Annotated in this window: 13 protein-coding genes; 6 read left to right on the forward strand and 7 right to left on the reverse strand. The window is 72.3% G+C overall.

From position 1 onward, the window contains the following. Positions 1-6: 6 nt before the first annotated feature. A complete protein-coding gene (locus E1288_RS10225; protein WP_207954281.1) occupies positions 7-1776 on the reverse strand; it encodes an SDR family oxidoreductase in 1770 nt (589 codons plus the stop codon). 232 nt (positions 1777-2008) lie between these two features. On the opposite strand from E1288_RS10225, the gene selA reads away from it, so the two are divergent. The 4 genes from selA to E1288_RS10245 all read left to right on the forward strand — a co-directional run bounded on the left by selA (position 2009) and on the right by E1288_RS10245 (position 7638). Further along, positions 2009-3298, forward strand: a complete 1290-nt coding sequence (gene selA, locus E1288_RS10230) for an L-seryl-tRNA(Sec) selenium transferase (protein WP_132483664.1) — start codon at positions 2009-2011, stop codon at positions 3296-3298. Then, positions 3298-5118: a selenocysteine-specific translation elongation factor gene (gene selB, locus E1288_RS10235; RefSeq protein ID WP_132483666.1), complete on the forward strand. Its 1821-nt coding sequence runs from the start codon at positions 3298-3300 to the stop codon at positions 5116-5118. Before selA ends, selB begins: the two co-directional genes overlap by 1 nt. Before the next feature lie 81 nt (positions 5119-5199). Next, positions 5200-6165: a non-homologous end joining protein Ku gene (gene ku, locus E1288_RS10240; protein WP_132483668.1), complete on the forward strand. Its 966-nt coding sequence runs from the start codon at positions 5200-5202 to the stop codon at positions 6163-6165. A 135-nt stretch (positions 6166-6300) separates the two neighbouring features. Further along, positions 6301-7638, forward strand: a complete 1338-nt coding sequence (locus tag E1288_RS10245; protein ID WP_132483670.1) for a flavin monoamine oxidase family protein — start codon at positions 6301-6303, stop codon at positions 7636-7638. Positions 7639-7641: 3 nt separating this feature from the next. Here E1288_RS10245 and paaE read toward each other — a convergent pair whose 3' ends face one another. The 6 genes from paaE to paaZ form a co-directional block, all read right to left on the reverse strand. After that, positions 7642-8760: a 1,2-phenylacetyl-CoA epoxidase subunit PaaE gene (paaE, locus tag E1288_RS10250; RefSeq protein WP_132483672.1), complete on the reverse strand. Its 1119-nt coding sequence runs from the start codon at positions 8758-8760 to the stop codon at positions 7642-7644. Position 8761: 1 nt separating this feature from the next. After that, complete coding sequence (gene paaD / locus E1288_RS10255; RefSeq protein WP_132483674.1) at positions 8762-9280, reverse strand: 1,2-phenylacetyl-CoA epoxidase subunit PaaD; 519 nt, start codon at positions 9278-9280, stop codon at positions 8762-8764. Next, positions 9274-10164 carry a 1,2-phenylacetyl-CoA epoxidase subunit PaaC gene (gene paaC / locus E1288_RS10260; RefSeq protein ID WP_132483676.1) on the reverse strand — a complete coding sequence of 297 codons (891 nt, stop codon included), beginning with the start codon at positions 10162-10164 and terminating at the stop codon, positions 9274-9276. The genes paaD and paaC overlap by 7 nt, the downstream gene beginning before the upstream one ends. Positions 10165-10426: 262 nt before the next feature. Continuing rightward, positions 10427-10738 carry a 1,2-phenylacetyl-CoA epoxidase subunit PaaB gene (paaB, locus tag E1288_RS10265; protein WP_132483678.1) on the reverse strand — a complete coding sequence of 104 codons (312 nt, stop codon included), beginning with the start codon at positions 10736-10738 and terminating at the stop codon, positions 10427-10429. Next, a complete protein-coding gene (paaA, locus tag E1288_RS10270) occupies positions 10735-11700 on the reverse strand; it encodes a 1,2-phenylacetyl-CoA epoxidase subunit PaaA (RefSeq protein ID WP_132483680.1) in 966 nt (321 codons plus the stop codon). The genes paaB and paaA overlap by 4 nt, the downstream gene beginning before the upstream one ends. After that, complete coding sequence (gene paaZ, locus E1288_RS10275) at positions 11697-13745, reverse strand: phenylacetic acid degradation bifunctional protein PaaZ (RefSeq protein ID WP_132483682.1); 2049 nt, start codon at positions 13743-13745, stop codon at positions 11697-11699. The genes paaA and paaZ overlap by 4 nt, the downstream gene beginning before the upstream one ends. A gap of 247 nt (positions 13746-13992) precedes the next feature. Here paaZ and paaI point away from each other — a divergent pair, with 247 nt between their 5' ends. Together paaI and paaK are read left to right on the forward strand one after the other, a co-directional pair. Beyond that, positions 13993-14394, forward strand: coding sequence for a hydroxyphenylacetyl-CoA thioesterase PaaI (gene paaI / locus E1288_RS10280; RefSeq protein ID WP_132483854.1), 402 nt, complete (start codon positions 13993-13995; stop codon positions 14392-14394). After that, complete coding sequence (gene paaK, locus E1288_RS10285) at positions 14391-15734, forward strand: phenylacetate--CoA ligase PaaK (protein WP_132483684.1); 1344 nt, start codon at positions 14391-14393, stop codon at positions 15732-15734. The genes paaI and paaK overlap by 4 nt, the downstream gene beginning before the upstream one ends. The last annotated feature ends 2 nt before the right edge of the window (positions 15735-15736 follow it).

A 15736-nucleotide genomic window follows, 5' to 3' on the forward strand; every position in this document is an offset into this window, starting at 1 on the left:
CTCGAATCAGCGGGGCGTCAGGTCGGCCCGGGCCGCCGCGCGCAGCAGCCCGGGGGTCAGGCGGGACAGCACCAGGCCGACCTTGGCTTCGGCGGTGATCGGCGCGACCGCGGCGTCGCGCCGGACCGCGCGCAAGATCTCCGCGGCGGCTCGCTCGGGAGTGAAGTTCCGCCGCTGGTAGAGCTGCTTGGCCGCGCGGCGGAGCCGGTCCTGCTCGGCGTCGGCGACGCCGACGAACCGGGTGCTGCCGGTGATCCCGGTGTTGATCAGCCCGGGGCAGATCGCGGTCACCTTGATCCCGTCGGCGGCCAGCTCGGCGCGCAGGCATTCGCTGAGCGCCAGCACCGCCGCCTTCGTGGTGCTGTAGGCCGGGAGCAGCTTCGACGGCAGGTACGCGGCGGCGGAGGCGACGTTGACGATCCGCCCGCCCTCGCCGCGGTCGATCATCTGCCCGGCGAACAGCCGGCAACCGTGGATGACGCCCCACAGGTTGATGTCGATGACACGTTCCCAGTCCGCCACCTCGGTGTCCACGAAGGACCCGGCGACGCCGATGCCCGCATTGTTCACCACCACGTCCGGGGTGCCGAGTTCGGCGTGCACGTGCTCGGCGAAGCTCTCCATGCCCGCCTGGTCGGCCACGTCGACGCGGTAGGAGGTGGCGCCCGCGCCGGTGCGCGCGACCAGCTCCGCGGTGGCCTTGGCGGCGGCCTCGTCGATGTCGGCGGTGACCACGTGCGCGCCTTGCGCGGCGAAGGCCAGCGCCGTCGCCCGGCCGATCCCGCCGCCCGCGCCGGTGATCACCACCAGCCGGTCCTGGAAGTGGTGGCGCCCCGGGCGGATCCGGGCGGCCCGCAGGGCTCGCGGCTCCGCGCCGCCTTCGACGTGGTCGACGAGTTCCGCGGCGCACCGCGCGACGAGCTCCGGCCGGCTTCGCGGCAGCCAGTGGCCGCCCGGCAGCCGGCGCACCCGCAGGTTCGGCACCCACGGCGCGATTCCGGTCTGCAGGGGTGTCGACACGAACGGATCGCCACCGGGCGCGAGGACCTGCACCGGGATCTCGGCGCGGCGCTCCCCCGGTTTGCCCAGCCGGGACCGCATGTTCGCCCGGTACAGCTGCAAGCCGTGCAGGCCGTCGGACAGCGCGGGGCGCGTCGGGTTCGCCGCCGTGCGGGGATCGAGCCGCTCCAGCGCACCGATCAGCTTGGGCAGCGCCCCGGTCCGCCACGCCAGCTCGGGCAGGACCGGGAGCTGGAAGAAGCCGATGTAGCCGGAGAAGATCAGCTGCGCGACCAGGTCGCGCAGCCCGCGCGGCGTGGGCCGGTGCAGCTTGGCCCGCATCCAGCGGCCCACGTGGTCCAGGCAGGGCCCGGAGATCGACGTGAACGAGGCGAACCGGTGGGCCAGCCGCGGATCGGTGACCGCATGCCAGGCCTGGACCGAGCCCCAGTCGTGGGCCAGCAGGTGCACCGGCCGGTCCGGGCTCACCGCGTCGGCGACGCGGCGCAGGTCGTCGGCGAGCCGGTCCAGCAGGTAGGCGTCGGTGCCGCGGGGCTTGTCGGACTCCCCCGCCCCGCGCACGTCGTAGGTGACCACCCGGTACCGCTTGGACAGCGCCGCCACCGCGCCGTCCCAGATCGAGCGGTCGTCGGGGTAGCCGTGCACCGCGAGCAGCGTCGGGGCGGCCGGGTCGCCGTGCTCCCGCACGGCCAACCGCAGCCCATCGCCGGTGTCGATCCACCTGCCGGAATCCGCTTCGCGCGGCGTGCGAGCCATACCCCGCAGAGTACAGACCTTGTCAACAGTCATTGTCACAGTCGACTTGTTCCGGCGCTCGGCCGGCGCGCCGATTTCGCGCGAAATCGGCGTTCCCCACGCCTACCGGTTGGCGATTTCGCGCGAAATCGCCAACCCGCGCCCCCGGCGGCTTCGCCGCGTCCAGGGCAGAAGTCCGGACGTGCCTCATTTCCGCACAGCCGCATCCGAAACAGGCTCTATAGTCCGGGGCATGGTCGATCCGCGGCAGCTGGTGCCGGGCACCGACCGGGTGCTGGCCGATCCCGAGGTGGCCGCTGCGGAAGGGCGGCTGGGCCACCGGCTGGTCAAGCAGGCCGTGCACGCGGCGCAGGAACGCGCCCGCAGCGGCGAGATCGCGCCCGACCGGGTCGTCGCGGAAACCCTTGCCGCGCTACCGGAATCCGCGTCGAGCATCCGGCCGGTGCTCAACGCGACCGGCGTCCTGCTGCACACCAACCTCGGCCGCGCGCCGCTGTCGGACGCGGCGATCCACGCCCTGCAACAGGCCGCCGGGACCACGGACGTCGAACTCGACCTGCACACCGGCCGGCGCGGCCCGCGCGGCGCGGCCGCCATCGCCGCGCTGCTGGCAGCCGTGCCGCGCGCCGAAGCCGCGCACGTGGTCAACAACGGCGCCGCAGCGGTCGCCCTGACCGCGACCGCGCTCGCGCAGGGCCGCGAAATCGTGTTGGCACGCGGCGAAATGGTCGAGATCGGCGACGGGTTCCGCATCCCCGAACTGCTCACCGCCACCGGAGCCCGGCTGCGCGAGGTCGGCACCACCAACCGGGTCCGGCTCGACGACTACCGAGCGGCGCTCGGAGCGGACACCGGCTTCGTCCTCAAGGTGCACCCGTCGAACTTCGTGATCACCGGTTTCACCTCGTCCGTGCCGGTGGCCGCGCTGCGCGAACTCGGGGTGCCCGTGGTCGCCGACATCGGGTCGGGCTTGCTGCACCCGCATCCCGCCCTGCCGCGGGAACCCGATGCGACCACGGCGCTTTCCGACGGCGCGGATCTGGTCATCGCCAGCGGCGACAAGCTCCTCGGCGGCCCGCAGGCCGGACTACTGCTGGGCGGGGCCGAGATCGTGCACCGCCTCCGGCGGCATCCGCTGGCGCGTGCGCTGCGCGTCGACAAGCTCACCCTCGCCGCGCTGGAGGCCACCGTCCGGGGTCCGAGCACGCCGACAGCGCAGCGGCTCCGGCAGGACCGAGCCGACCTGTTGCGCCGGGCCGAACGGCTCGCGGATCTGCTGAGCGCCGCCGGTGTCCCGGCCTCGGCTCAGCACAGCGAGGCGACCGTCGGCGGCGGCGGAGCCCCCGGCGTCACGCTGCCCAGCGCGGCCGTCGCTCTCCCCGATCGCTTCGCGAAACTCCTGCGCGAAGGACACCCTCCCGTCCTCGCCCGCATCGAACGCGACCACTGCCTGCTCGACCTGGCCGCGCTGGCCCCCGAACACGACGAACCGCTGCATCGCGCGGTGCTGGCGGTGGCCTGATGCACGTCATCGCCACCGCAGGGCACGTGGACCACGGCAAGTCCACGCTGATCCGCGAGCTGACGGGGATGGAGCCGGACCGGTGGGCGGAGGAGCGCCGCCGGGGCCTGACGATCGACCTCGGGTTCGCGTGGACCCGGCTGCCGGACGGCTGCACCGCGGCCTTCGTCGATGTGCCCGGCCACGAGCGGTTCGTGCCGAACATGCTGGCCGGGGTCGGGCCGGTGCCCGCGGTGCTGTTCGTCGTCGCCGCCGACGAGGGCTGGATGCCGCAGTCCGGCGAGCACCTGGACGCCCTGACCGCGCTCGGCGTCCGGCACGGCCTGCTCGCCGTCACCCGCTGCGACCTGGCCGATCCCGGCCCAGCCACCGAGCAGGCCCGCGAACGGCTGCGCGGCACGTCGCTCGCCGGCATCCCCGCCGTGCACGTCAGCGGCCGCACTGGTGCCGGTCTGGGCGAGCTGCGGCACCAGCTCGACGAGCTCGTCCACCGGCTCCCCGCGGCCGACCCGGATGCCGATGTGCGGCTCTGGGTGGACCGCGCGTTCACCATCCGCGGCGCCGGAACGGTCGTGACCGGCACCCTCCCGGCGGGAACCCTCCGCGAAGATGCCCGGCTCCGGCTGCATCCCGCCGGTGTGGAAGCGACGGTCCGGGGCCTGCAGGCGCTCGGCTCATCCGAACACCAGGTCGGCGCCGTCGCGCGAGTGGCGGTCAACCTCCGCGGCGTGAACCTCGACCAGGTGCGGCGCGGCGACGCGCTGCTGACCCCGGACCGGTGGCTGACAACCGACGTCCTCGACGTCCGGCTCCACCGGGCGGCCTCGCCTGCTTCCGCCGGCACCGGAGCGGAACCACGTCTCCCCCGCGACCTGGTGCTGCACATCGGCGCGGCGGCGGTCGGGGCTCGCGTCCGGCCGCTCGGCCATGACACGGCGCGGCTGACGTTGCGGACCCCGCTGCCCCTCCGCATCGGCGACCGCGCCCTGCTGCGCGATCCGGGAAACCGGTGCATCTGCGGCGGACTCGTGGTGCTCGACGTCCGCCCGCCGCGGTTGACCAGGCGCGGAGCGGCCCGCGCGCGGGCGGCCGAACTGGACACCATGGACGGCCGCCCGGACGGCGCGGCCGAGCTACGACGCCGCCGCCTGGCCCGCGCCGACGATCTGCGCGCGATGGGCACCACCCCGCCCGGTCCCGGGCCTTGGCTGCTGGACGAGGAGCACCGCGACGAACTCGCCAGCCGCCTCGACGGCCTGCTGGCACGGCACCACGAGACGCACCCGCTGGACGACGGCATGCCCGCCGAAGCCGCCCGCCGCGCCCTCGACCTGCCCGATCCGGACCTGTTGCCCCCGATCGCCCGAGCAGCCGGGATCGCTCTGCGCGAAGGGCGATTGCACAAGGGCCGGAGCCGGTTGCCCGAGCACGTGCAGCGCGCGGTGGAGACGATCCGGAGCGCGCTCGTCGACCACCCGTTCCAAGCCCCGACCGCCGGCGAACTCTCTGAACTGGGCCTCGGCGAGAAGGAACTCGCCGCAGCGGCGCACGCCGGCGCACTACTGCGCCTGGCTCCCGGCCTGGTGCTCCTGCCGGGCGCCGACGAGGCCGCCGTGGCACGGCTGGCGCGGCTACCCGAGCCGTTCACGCTCAGCCAGGCCAGGCAGGCGCTGGACACATCGCGCCGCGTTGCGGTTCCCTTGCTGGAACTGCTCGCTCGCCGCGGCCGGACGCAACGGCAGGCCGACGGCACCCACCGCGTTGTTTCCCCACCCCCGGCCCCGGGAAATACCGAGGGCAACCCGACGCCACGGCGATGAGCAGGACTTCTGCGATCTTGCGCCCATCACCGCATGGTGAACACCGGCGGCGCTCGGGCGCCGGGGCGATGGGAGGCAACCATGCCGCGGAAGATCTGGACCGGCTCCATCAACTTCGGCCTCGTCACCATCCCGGTCGGGCTCTACGCCGCGACCGAGGACCACACCATCCAGTTCCACCAGTACGAGCGGGGGACCGCCGACCGGATCCGCTACAAGCGCGTCAACGAGCGGACCGGCGAGGAAGTCGGCTTCAACGACATCGTCAAGGGCCGCGAGTTCGACGGCGGGGTCATCACCGTGGAGCAGTCCGAACTCGACGAGATCGCCCCCGGTCGCTCCCGCACCATCGATATCACCACGTTCGTCGACCTCACCGAGATCGACCCGGTGCACTTCCAGAAGACCTACTGGCTGGCCCCCAACAGCAAGGAGCACTACCGGCCGTACAACCTGCTGCGCCGGGCGATGCACGAGACCAGCCAGGCCGGGATCGCGACCTTCGTGCTGCGCGGCAAGCAGTACCTCACCGCGGTGCGCGCCGACGACACCGTGCTGGCGCTGAACACCCTCTTCTTCGCCGACGAGGTCCGCGACCCGGGCGAGCTGATCGGCGACGAGGGCGAGCAGGCGAAACCGTCGGAGAAGGAACTGCAGATGGCGACCACGATCATCGAGTCGATGAGCGGGCCGTGGGAACCGGAGCAGTACGAGGACACCTACACCGCGAAGGTCGAGGAGCTGCTGGCGGAGAAGGCGCACGGCGGCGAGGTGACGGCGGCGGAGGAGCCGCCGAAGCCGACGGATGTCATCGACCTCACCGAGGCATTGCGGCGCAGCGTCGACGAGGCCCGGAAGGGCCGCAAGCCCGCGCGGGCGGAGGAGGACCTGTCGGAGCTGAACAAGGCCGAGCTCGACGACCGGGCGAAGCAGCTGGGCATCAAGGGCCGCTCCAAGATGAAGCGCGCCGAACTCGAAGAGGCGGTGGCCGCGGCCACCCGGAAACCCACCGGCACCGAAGGACGCCGTTCCCGCAAGGCCTCCTGACCACAGTGGACGATCCGTCGAGGAGGTCCGCTTCGAGTTGCCCGGCCCTGGGGCGCCGCTGAAACTCGTGCCGGTGACCGCCCCGCCCGAGCGCGAAGCGGGGCGACGCGGATTCGGCAGCGGAAGGGCTGGGACATGGCACGGTTCGGGCATTACGACGCGGTCGTCGTGGGTGCCGGCTTCGCGGGGCTGGCCGCCGCGCACGAGCTCCTGCGCGCGGGGCTGACCGTGCGGGTCCTGGAGGCGCGGTCGCGCGTCGGTGGCCGGGTGTTCACGCGGTACCTGCCGGACGGCACGCAGCTCGACCTCGGCGGGCAGTGGATCGGCCCGACGCAGCTGAACATGGTCGAGCTCGTGCGCCGCTACGGCATCGAGACCTACCCCACCCCGGGGCACGGCGCGATGATCGTCGACTACGGCGGCCAACGGCTCGGCGACTCCCCGCAGGAGGTCCTCGACGTCTTCGCCGAGATCGACTCCATGGCCAAGCAGATCCCGGTGGAGCAGCCGTGGTCCGCTCCGCAGGCAGCGGAATGGGACAGCCGGACGTTCGCATCCTGGCTCGCCGACTCCGGTTGCTCGGACGTGGCGGCCAAGTTCGTCGACCGCGTCATCTCCGGAGGGCTGCTCGCAGGCAGCGCCTCGGAAACGTCCGTGCTGGAGACGATGTTCTACATCGCCAGCGCCGGTGGCGTGGAGCCGCTGCTGGGCTACGGCGGCGGAGCGCAGGACACGCGGATCGTCGGTGGCGCGCAGCAGATCGCGAACTGCATGGCGTCCGACCTGCCCGCGGGAACGGTGCACCTCAGCGACCCGGTCCTGCGCATCGAGCACGACGGTTCGGGCGCGCGCCTGGTCACCCGCCTCGGCGAGCATTGGGCCTCGCGCGTCGTCATCGCGGTTCCGCCGATGCTCGCGGGCCGCATCCAGTACGACCCGCCGCTGCCCGCGCTGCACGAGGGCGTGTTCCAGCGGATGCCCGCGGGAACGGCGATGAAGGTCCACGCCGTCTACCCGGAGCCGTTCTGGCGCGCCGACGGCCTGTCCGGGGTGGCCCGGTCGACCACCGGCGTGCTCACCGAGACGGTGGACAACACGCCGCCGGGTGCGCCCAGGGCCGTGCTGACCGCCTTCGCCTACGGCGACGAGGCCATCATGCTGCGTCGATGCGCCCCGGAAGAACGTCGCCGGCTCGTCCTGGGCCAGCTCGGAGACCTCTTCGGCAGCCGAGCGCTGCACCCCGACGAACTCGTCGAATTCGACTGGCTCGCCGAGGAGTGGACCCGCGGCTGCTTCTCCGGGCACTTCATCCCGGGCGGCTGGACCGCGTTCGGGGCGGCGCTGCGCAAGCCCGTCGGGGCGCTGCACTGGGCGTGCACCGAAACCGCGGTGCGGTGGAACGGCTACTTCGACGGCGCGGTGGAATCCGGGCGGCGCGCGGCAGAGGAGATCCGCCTGGCCCTGCAGGGCTAGCCGTCAGGCGTCGAAGTCGACCGTGACCTCGTCGGTGGTCGGCAGCGACTGGCAGGTCAGGACGAAGCCCTCCGCCACCTCGGATTCCTCCAGGGCGAAGTTGCGGCGCATCCGGACCTCCCCGCACGTGACCTTCGCACGGCAGGTGCCGCAGACGCCGCCCTTGCACGCGAACGGCAGGTCGGGGCGGACACGCTGGGCCGCGTCCAGGACCGGGACGTCGCGGGGCAGCGACATCGGCGTCGACCGGCCGTCGAGCACCACCGTGACCTCGCTGGTCGGGCCCTCGACCACCGGCTCCTCGTGGCGCGCCGGCTCCGGCGGGACGTCCTCGACGTAGAACAGCTCCTGGTGGATCTGCCCGGTGGCGACGCCGCATTCGCGCAGCACGTCCTGGGCGTCGCTGACCATGCCGTACGGCCCGCACAGCCACCACTGGTCCACCGAACCGGCATCGACCACTGTGGACAGCAGTGCCCGGATCTTCGCCGCGTCCAGCCGGCCGGTGAACAGCTCCGACTCCCGCGGCTCCCGCGAAAGCACGTGCACCAGCTCCAGCCGCGCCGGGTAGCGGTCCTTCAGGTCGGCGAGCTCGTCGGCGAACATCACCGTGTCGCTGCGCCGGTTCCCGTAGAGCAGCGTCACGGTCGCGTCCGTCTCGCGCAGCACCGACGCGGCGATGGACAGCACGGGCGTGATGCCCGATCCGGCGGCGACGCACACATGCCGCTCATGCGCGGTCAGGTCCGGGGTGAAGCCGCCGACCGGCGGGAGTACCTCGATCTCGTCGCCGGGCCGCACCTCCTGCACCAGCCAGCTGGAGAACAGCCCGCCCGGCACGTGGCGCACGCCGATCCGCGGCGCCGCGCCGTGCGGGGCGCAGATCGAGTACGACCGGCGCTCCTCGCGGCCGTCCACCCGGCGGCGCAGCGTCAGCGACTGGCCCGGCCGGAAGGCGAACTCCTCGGCGAGCTCCGGCGGGACGTCGAAGCTGACCGCGACCGCGTCCTCGCACAGCCGCTCCACGTGGCTGACCCGCAGCGGGTGGAAGGTCGTGCGACGGCGGCCGGGACGCTCGGTGGCGGCCGGGGCGGGCGCGTCGACGGGGGCGGGACGGACCACGTCAGATCTCCTTGATGTGCTCGAAGGGTTCGCGGCACGAGCGGCACCGGCGCAGCGCCTTGCACGCCGTCGCGCCGAACTGCGAGACCTGCTCGGTGTCCGGCGAACCGCACTGCGGGCAGCGGACCTGGGCGCGCGGCGCCGTCAGCGTCAGCGGCACCGGGCCGGGCGAGCGCTGCGGGGCGGCGCCCGGCGGGGCGATGCCGTAGTCGGCCAGCTTCCGCCGGCCGGCCGGGCTGATCCAGTCGGTGGTCCACGGCGGGTCCAGCACCGTGCGCACCTCGACGTCGGCGAAGCCGGCTTCGCGCAGCCGGTGGCTGAGATCCGCGCGCATCTCGCGCATCGCCGGGCAGCCGGAGTAGGTGGGCGTGATCGACACGACCACCGTCCCGTCCCCGGTCATCTCGACGTCGCGCAGGACCCCGAGGTCGGCCAGCGTCAGCACCGGCAGCTCCGGGTCGGTGACCGACTCGGCGACCGCGCGGGCGTGCCGGAGGTCCGGCTTCGTGCTCGTCACCACGTCGCCTCCGGGTGCGCTCGGGCCAGGCTCTGCAGCTCGGCCAGCAGGAAGCCCAGGTGCTCGGTGTGGACGCCGTCCCGGCCGGTCCGCCCGGCAACCCCGGCCAGCGCCGACGCATCGGGTCGCCGCAGGGTGGCCGCGGCGATGACCTGGTCCAGGACGTCGTCGAACTCGGCTCGCGCCTGCGCCGGATCGGTGCCGACACCGGCCGCGACCATCTCCCGGTCGGTCGCGTTCGGCGCGAAGAGCTCGTCGACCAGCGGCCACACACCGTCGAGCCCTTGTTGCATCCGCGCGTGCGACACCTCGGTGCCGTCGCCGAGCCGGACCGCCCACTGCGCCGCGTACTCGCGGTGGTAGGCCAGCTCCTTGACGCCCTTGGCCGCGATCGCCGCCAGCACCGGGTCGCGGGACTCGGCGAGCCGGGCGAACAGCGCCAGCCGCCACGTCGCGAACACCAGCAGCCGGGCGATGGTCTGCGCGAAGTCGCCGTTCGGCGGCTCGACCAGCCGCACGCTGCGGAACTCCCGCTCGTCGCGGAAGTACGCCAGCTCGTCCTCGTCGCGCCCGCTGCCGTCGGCCTGCCCGGCGCGGGACAGCAGCAGCCGCGCCTGGCCCAGCAGGTCGAGCGCGATGTTGGCCAGCGCCAGCTCGTCCTCCAGCTCCGGCGCGTGGGTGACCCACTCGGTCAGCCGCTGCGAGGCGATCAGCGCGTCGTCGCCGAGCATCAGGCAGTACCGGGCGAACGCGGCGCCGTCGACGCCCTCCGGCAGCGTGGTGTCCACTCCGGACAGCGGGTCGTCGAAGCCGGTGCCGAAGGCCCAGCGGGACTCGCCCTCCGGCTCCGCCGCGGTCAGCGCCTCGTAGGCGTTGTCGAACGACATTGGGGTGACCTCACCTGATCTCCAATCGGCGGACAACCTGGCCTTTCGGCCAGGCAGTAGCCGATCCCTCGTGTCCGGTCGCGTAGCAACCGGCTATGCTGATCAACGTGCTGAGTGAGAACCAAGCCAGCACCAAAACCTCCTTCGGTTGAGGGCCGGGCAGGTTCCGTCCCGGCTGGCGTTGACGACGTCAGACTTGCTTGTCTGCTAGGCAAGTAAGCAGTCTGAGCCAGGAATCTCCCGCGTTCACGCGGGAGAGGGTTCAAATGTGCGGGACGTTGTCGGGGATCCGGTAGAACGTCGGGTGCCTGTACACCTTGTCGCCGCTGGGCGCGAAGAACGGGTCCTTCTCGTCCGGGCTGGACGCGGTGATCGCGTCCGCCCGGACCACCCAGATGCTCACGCCCTCGTTGCGACGCGTGTACAGGTTGCGCGCGTTGTGCAGCGCCATCTCCTCGTCCGCGGCGTGCAGCGAGCCCACGTGGACGTGGTTCAAACCCCGCTTGCCGCGGACGAAAACCTCGAACAGCGGCCACGCGGACCGCGGCGCACCGGTCTCGGCGTCCGAACTCATCGCGCGACCTCCTCGCGTGCGGCGTGCTTGGCGGCGTGGGCGGCTGCCGCATCGCGCACCCACTGCCCTTCCTCGTGCGCGGCCCGGCGCCGGACCAGCCGCTCCTCGTTGCACGGCCCGTGCCCGGCGATCACCCGCTTGAGCTCGGACCAGTCCGGCTCGCCGAAGTCGTAGTGCCCGCGCTCGTCGTTCCAGCGCAGCGCCGGATCGGGCAGCGCGACGCCCAGCGCCTCCGCCTGCGGCACGGACATGTCCACGAACTTCTGCCGCAGCTCGTCGTTGGTGTGCCGCTTGATCCGCCACGCCATGGACTGCTGGGTGTTGGGCGAGTCGGCGTCCGGCGGGCCGAACATCATCAGCGACGGCCACCACCAGCGGTTCGTGGCGTCCTGCACCATCTCCCGCTGCTCGTCGGTGCCGCGCATCATCGTCATCAGCAGCTCGTAGCCCTGCCGCTGGTGGAACGACTCCTCCTTGCAGATCCGCACCATGGCCCGCGCGTAGGGCCCGAAGGAGCTGCGGCACAGCGGCACCTGGTTGCAGATCGCCGCCCCGTCGACCAGCCAGCCGATGACGCCGATGTCGGCGAAGGTCAGCGTCGGGTAGTTGAAGATCGACGAGTACTTCTGCCGCCGGGTGATGAGCTTCTCGGTCAGCTCCGCGCGGTCCACGCCGAGCGTCTCGGCCGCCGAGTACAGGTAGAGCCCGTGCCCGGCCTCGTCCTGCACCTTCGCCAGCAGGATCGCCTTGCGCCGCAGGCTCGGGGCCCTGGTCAGCCAGTTGCCCTCCGGCTGCATGCCGATGATCTCGGAGTGCGCGTGCTGGGCGATCTGGCGCACCAGGGTCTTGCGGTAGCCCTCCGGCATCCAGTCCCGCGGCTCGATGCGCTGATCGTGCGCGATCCGCTCGTCGAAGTGCTCCTGCAGCCCGGCGTCGCCGAGCCGGTCCACCGTGCTGGTCATGATGCCTCCTGCTTCCCCGACCGCTTGGCGACCAGCGTCAGCACGTCGTACTTGGCCACCGAGGCACCGTCCTGGTTGGTCACGTCCACGTCCCAGCGGACCTCGCCGTGCTCGGCGCCGACCCGCGGCGTGATCTGCTTCGCGGTCATCGTCACGGTGATCTCGTCGCCCGGGTAGGTCGGCGTGAGGAACCGGAGGTTCTCCAGCCCGTAGTTGGCCAGCACCGGCCCCGGGTCCGGGTCCACGAACAACCCGGCGGCGAAGGACACCACCAGGTAGCCGTGCGCGACCCGGCCGTCGAAGAACGGGTTGGCCTTCGCCGCTTCTTCGTCGGTGTGCGCGTAGAAGGTGTCGCCGGTGAACTCGGCGAAGTGCTCGACGTCCTCGAGCGTCACGGTGCGCGGCCCGGCGACGACCGTGTCGCCGATGCGCAGCTCGTCGAGGTGCTTGCGGAACGGGTGCTTCTCGGTGGTGTTGCGCGGAGTCCCGGGCACCCACTGCCCGGTGATCGCGGTCAGCGTCGCCGGGTCGGCCTGCACCGCGGTCCGCTGCATGTGGTGCAGCACGCCGCGAACGCCGCCCATCTCCTCGCCGCCGCCGGCCCGGCCCGGCCCGCCGTGGACCAACGCGGGCAGCGGCGAGCCGTGCCCGGTGTTCTCCCCGGCGTTCTCCCGGTTCAGCACGAGCATCCGGCCGTGCCGCGACGCCGCCCCCAGCACCACTTCGCGGGCGAATTCCGCGTCGGCGGTCACCACGGATCCAGCGAGGCTGCCCATGCCACGCCGCGCGAGCTCCACGGCCTGCGCCGTCGTCTCGTACGGCAGCAGGGTGCTCACCGGGCCGAACGCTTCCACCTCGTGCGGCTGCGGCTGGTCCGGGTCGTCGCAGCGGACCAGCAGCGGCGGCAGGAACGCGCCGCGCTCCGGGTCGGCGTCGACGACCTCGACGCGCTCGGGGTCGCCGTGCACCAGGGTCCCGGCCTCCAGCAGCGCCTTCAGCGAGCGGCGGACCTCTTCGCGCTGCTCCAGGCTCGCCAGCGCGCCCATCCGCACGTCCGGCGAGGCGGGGTTGCCGACGACGACCTTCTCCAGCCGCGCCTTGGCGGCCGCCACCACGTCGTCGATCCGGTTCGCCGGCACCAGCGCCCGGCGGATCGCGGTGCACTTCTGCCCGGCCTTGACCGTCATCTCGGTGACCAGCTGCTTGACGAACAGGTCGAACTCCTCGGTGCCGGGCCCGACGTCCGGGCCCAGGATCGAGCAGTTCAGCGAGTCGGCCTCCACGTTGAACCGCACCGAGTTCGCCGCCACCACCGGGTGGGCGCGCAACCGCTGCCCCGTCGCCGCCGAGCCGGTGAACGACACCAGGTCCTGGTCGGTGAGGTGCTCGAACAGGTCGCCGACGCTGCCGCAGATCAGCTGCAGCGACCCCTCGGGCAGGAGGCCGGAGCCCAGCATCAGCTCCACCAGCCGGTGCGTGAGGTACGCGGTCTGGCTCGCCGGCTTGATCAGGCTGGGCACCCCGGCCAGGAACGCGGGCGCGAACTTCTCCAGCGGCCCCCACACGGGGAAGTTGAAGGCGTTGATCTGCACCGCGACGCCCTGCAGCGGCGTGCAGACGTGCTGCCCGACGAACGTGCCGCCCTTGCTCAGCGGCTCGACCGCGCCGTCGACGTAGACGGTGCTGTTGGGCAGCTCCCGGCGGCCCTTGCTGGAGTAGCCGAAGAGCACCCCGATGCCGCCGTCGATGTCGAACTTGGAGTCGCCGAGCGTGGCCCCGGTGCGGGCCGACAGCGCGTACAGCTCCTCGCGGTGCTCGCGCAGGTGCGACGCGAGGCTCTTCAGCAACGCGGCTCGCTGGTGGAACGTCAGCTCGGCCAGCGCCGGGCCGCCGCTGCCGCGCCCGTGGGCCAGCACCGCGGCCATGTCGATCCCCGCCGAAGAGACCCGTGCGACCTCCTCGCCGGTCACCGCATCGCGCAACGGCACCCCGTTGTCCGCTGGCGCGTGCCAGGCACCGTTGACGTAGCTCCGCAGGGCAGCCATGCGGCCCGACCTCCTCCGGCTCGTTCTTTAACTGACCGTTCGTTCGAAAAAGTACCACCGGCGACCGGTGTCGCACACCACCCGATGCAGCTAAATTCTGCTGTACCGAGCCAGAAACACCGGCCCGGGCAGGAACCCTTGACAGCGTCCGGCGGCGCAGTATTAATTACCGACTATTCGTTCGGTTACGAGGCGGTGAACCCCAGTGCAGGAGCCCGGCGCGACGACGCGCAACCCGGCCCAGGCCATGTTCGACGACGACCGCGCCTCGCGGGCTCTGGGCATCGAGCTCGTCGAGACCGGCAGCGGGTTCGCCCTCGCCCGGATGCGGATCACCGACGCCATGGTCAACGGCCACGGGATCGCGCACGGCGGCTACATCTTCCTGCTGGCCGACACGACCTTCGCCTGCGCCTGCAACAGCCACGGCCCGACGACCGTCGCGGCGCGCGCGGACATCACCTTCATGCGGCCCGTCCGCGTCGGCGACCTGCTGGTCGCTCGCGCCGAGGAGCGGACCCGCTTCGGCCGCAGCGGGATCTACGACGTGTCGGTGCATCGCGACGACGAGCCGATCGCCGAATTCCGGGGCCACAGCCGGACGCTGAACGGCTCGTCCGAGAACCAGTCCGAGGGAGCCAAGCCATGACCGCGACAACGGGCGCCCCGCGCCGGCTCGGAGCCGCGCCGGACCCGGCCGATCTCGACCCCGCCGAGCGGTACTCCGCCGACGAGCTCGCCGCGGTGCAGCTGGAGCGCCTGCAGCACACCCTGCGCCACGCCTACGAGAACGTGCCGCTGTACCGCGACAAGTTCGACGCGGCGGGCGTCCGCCCGGAGGACTGCCGGAGCCTGGCCGACCTGGCGAAGTTCCCGCACACCACCAAGCAGGACCTGCGCGAGAACTACCCGTTCGGCATGTTCGCCGTGCCGATGGAGCAGGTCCGCAGGCTGCACGCCTCCAGCGGCACCACCGGCAACCCGACCGTCGTCGGCTACACCGAGCGGGACCTGGACGTCTGGGCCGACGTGATGGCGCGCTCCATCCGCGCCGCCGGCGGGCGGCCGGGCCACAAGGTGCACGTCGCCTACGGGTACGGCCTGTTCACCGGCGGGCTCGGCGCGCACTACGGGGCCGAGCGGCTCGGCTGCACCGTGATCCCGGCCTCCGGCGGGATGACCGCCCGGCAGGTGCAGATCATCCAGGACTTCAAGCCCGAGATCATCATGGTCACTCCGTCCTACCTGCTCACCCTCGTCGACGAGTTCGAGCGCCAGGGCATCGACCCGCGCAGCACGTCGCTGAAGATCGGCATCTTCGGCGCCGAGCCGTGGACCGAGCAGATGCGGCAGGAGATCGAGGAGCGGCTGGACATCGACGCGGTCGACATCTACGGCCTGTCCGAGGTGATGGGGCCCGGCGTGGCCAACGAGTGCGTGGAGACCAAGGACGGCTTGCACATCTGGGAGGACCACTTCTACCCCGAGGTGATCGACCCGTTCACCGAGGAGGTGCTGCCCGACGGCGTCGAGGGCGAGCTGGTGTTCACCTCGCTGACCAAGGAGGCCATGCCGGTCATCCGCTACCGCACCCGGGACCTCACGCGGCTGCTGCCCGGCACGGCCCGGCCGATGCGCCGGATGGCGAAGGTGACCGGCCGCAGCGACGACATGATCATCCTGCGCGGCGTCAACGTCTACCCCACCCAGATCGAGGAGCTGGTGCTGCGCACGCCTGGGCTGTCGCCGCACTTCCAGCTGGTGCTCACCCGCAAGGGCCGGATGGACGAGATGGCGGTCCGCGTAGAGGCGCGCACCGACTGCCCCGCCGACCGCCGCGAACCCGCCGCCGCCGAACTGGTCCGCGCGATCAAGGACGGTGTCGGCGTCAGCACCGAGGTCGCCGTGGTGGACCCGGACACGCTGGAGCGCTCGGTGGGCAAGTTGCGCCGCGTGGTGGACCGCCGCGAACCCCGCTCGGCCGGCTGAAA

This window comes from Saccharopolyspora elongata (assembly GCF_004348985.1).
Taxonomy (GTDB): domain Bacteria; phylum Actinomycetota; class Actinomycetes; order Mycobacteriales; family Pseudonocardiaceae; genus Saccharopolyspora; species Saccharopolyspora elongata.

Bases quoted from the DNA above. Each gene is read 5' to 3' on its own strand.
- E1288_RS10225 (WP_207954281.1), bottom strand. From the start codon at position 1,776: ATGGCTCGCACGCCGCGCGAAGCGGATTCCGGCAGGTGGATCGACACC.
- selA (WP_132483664.1), top strand. From the start codon at position 2,009: ATGGTCGATCCGCGGCAGCTGGTGCCGGGCACCGACCGGGTGCTGGCC.
- selB (WP_132483666.1), top strand. From the start codon at position 3,298: ATGCACGTCATCGCCACCGCAGGGCACGTGGACCACGGCAAGTCCACG.
- ku (WP_132483668.1), top strand. From the start codon at position 5,200: ATGCCGCGGAAGATCTGGACCGGCTCCATCAACTTCGGCCTCGTCACC.
- E1288_RS10245 (WP_132483670.1), top strand. From the start codon at position 6,301: ATGGCACGGTTCGGGCATTACGACGCGGTCGTCGTGGGTGCCGGCTTC.
- paaC (WP_132483676.1), bottom strand. From the start codon at position 10,164: ATGTCGTTCGACAACGCCTACGAGGCGCTGACCGCGGCGGAGCCGGAG.
- paaB (WP_132483678.1), bottom strand. From the start codon at position 10,738: ATGAGTTCGGACGCCGAGACCGGTGCGCCGCGGTCCGCGTGGCCGCTG.
- paaA (WP_132483680.1), bottom strand. From the start codon at position 11,700: ATGACCAGCACGGTGGACCGGCTCGGCGACGCCGGGCTGCAGGAGCAC.
- paaZ (WP_132483682.1), bottom strand. From the start codon at position 13,745: ATGGCTGCCCTGCGGAGCTACGTCAACGGTGCCTGGCACGCGCCAGCG.
- paaI (WP_132483854.1), top strand. From the start codon at position 13,993: ATGTTCGACGACGACCGCGCCTCGCGGGCTCTGGGCATCGAGCTCGTC.
- paaK (WP_132483684.1), top strand. From the start codon at position 14,391: ATGACCGCGACAACGGGCGCCCCGCGCCGGCTCGGAGCCGCGCCGGAC.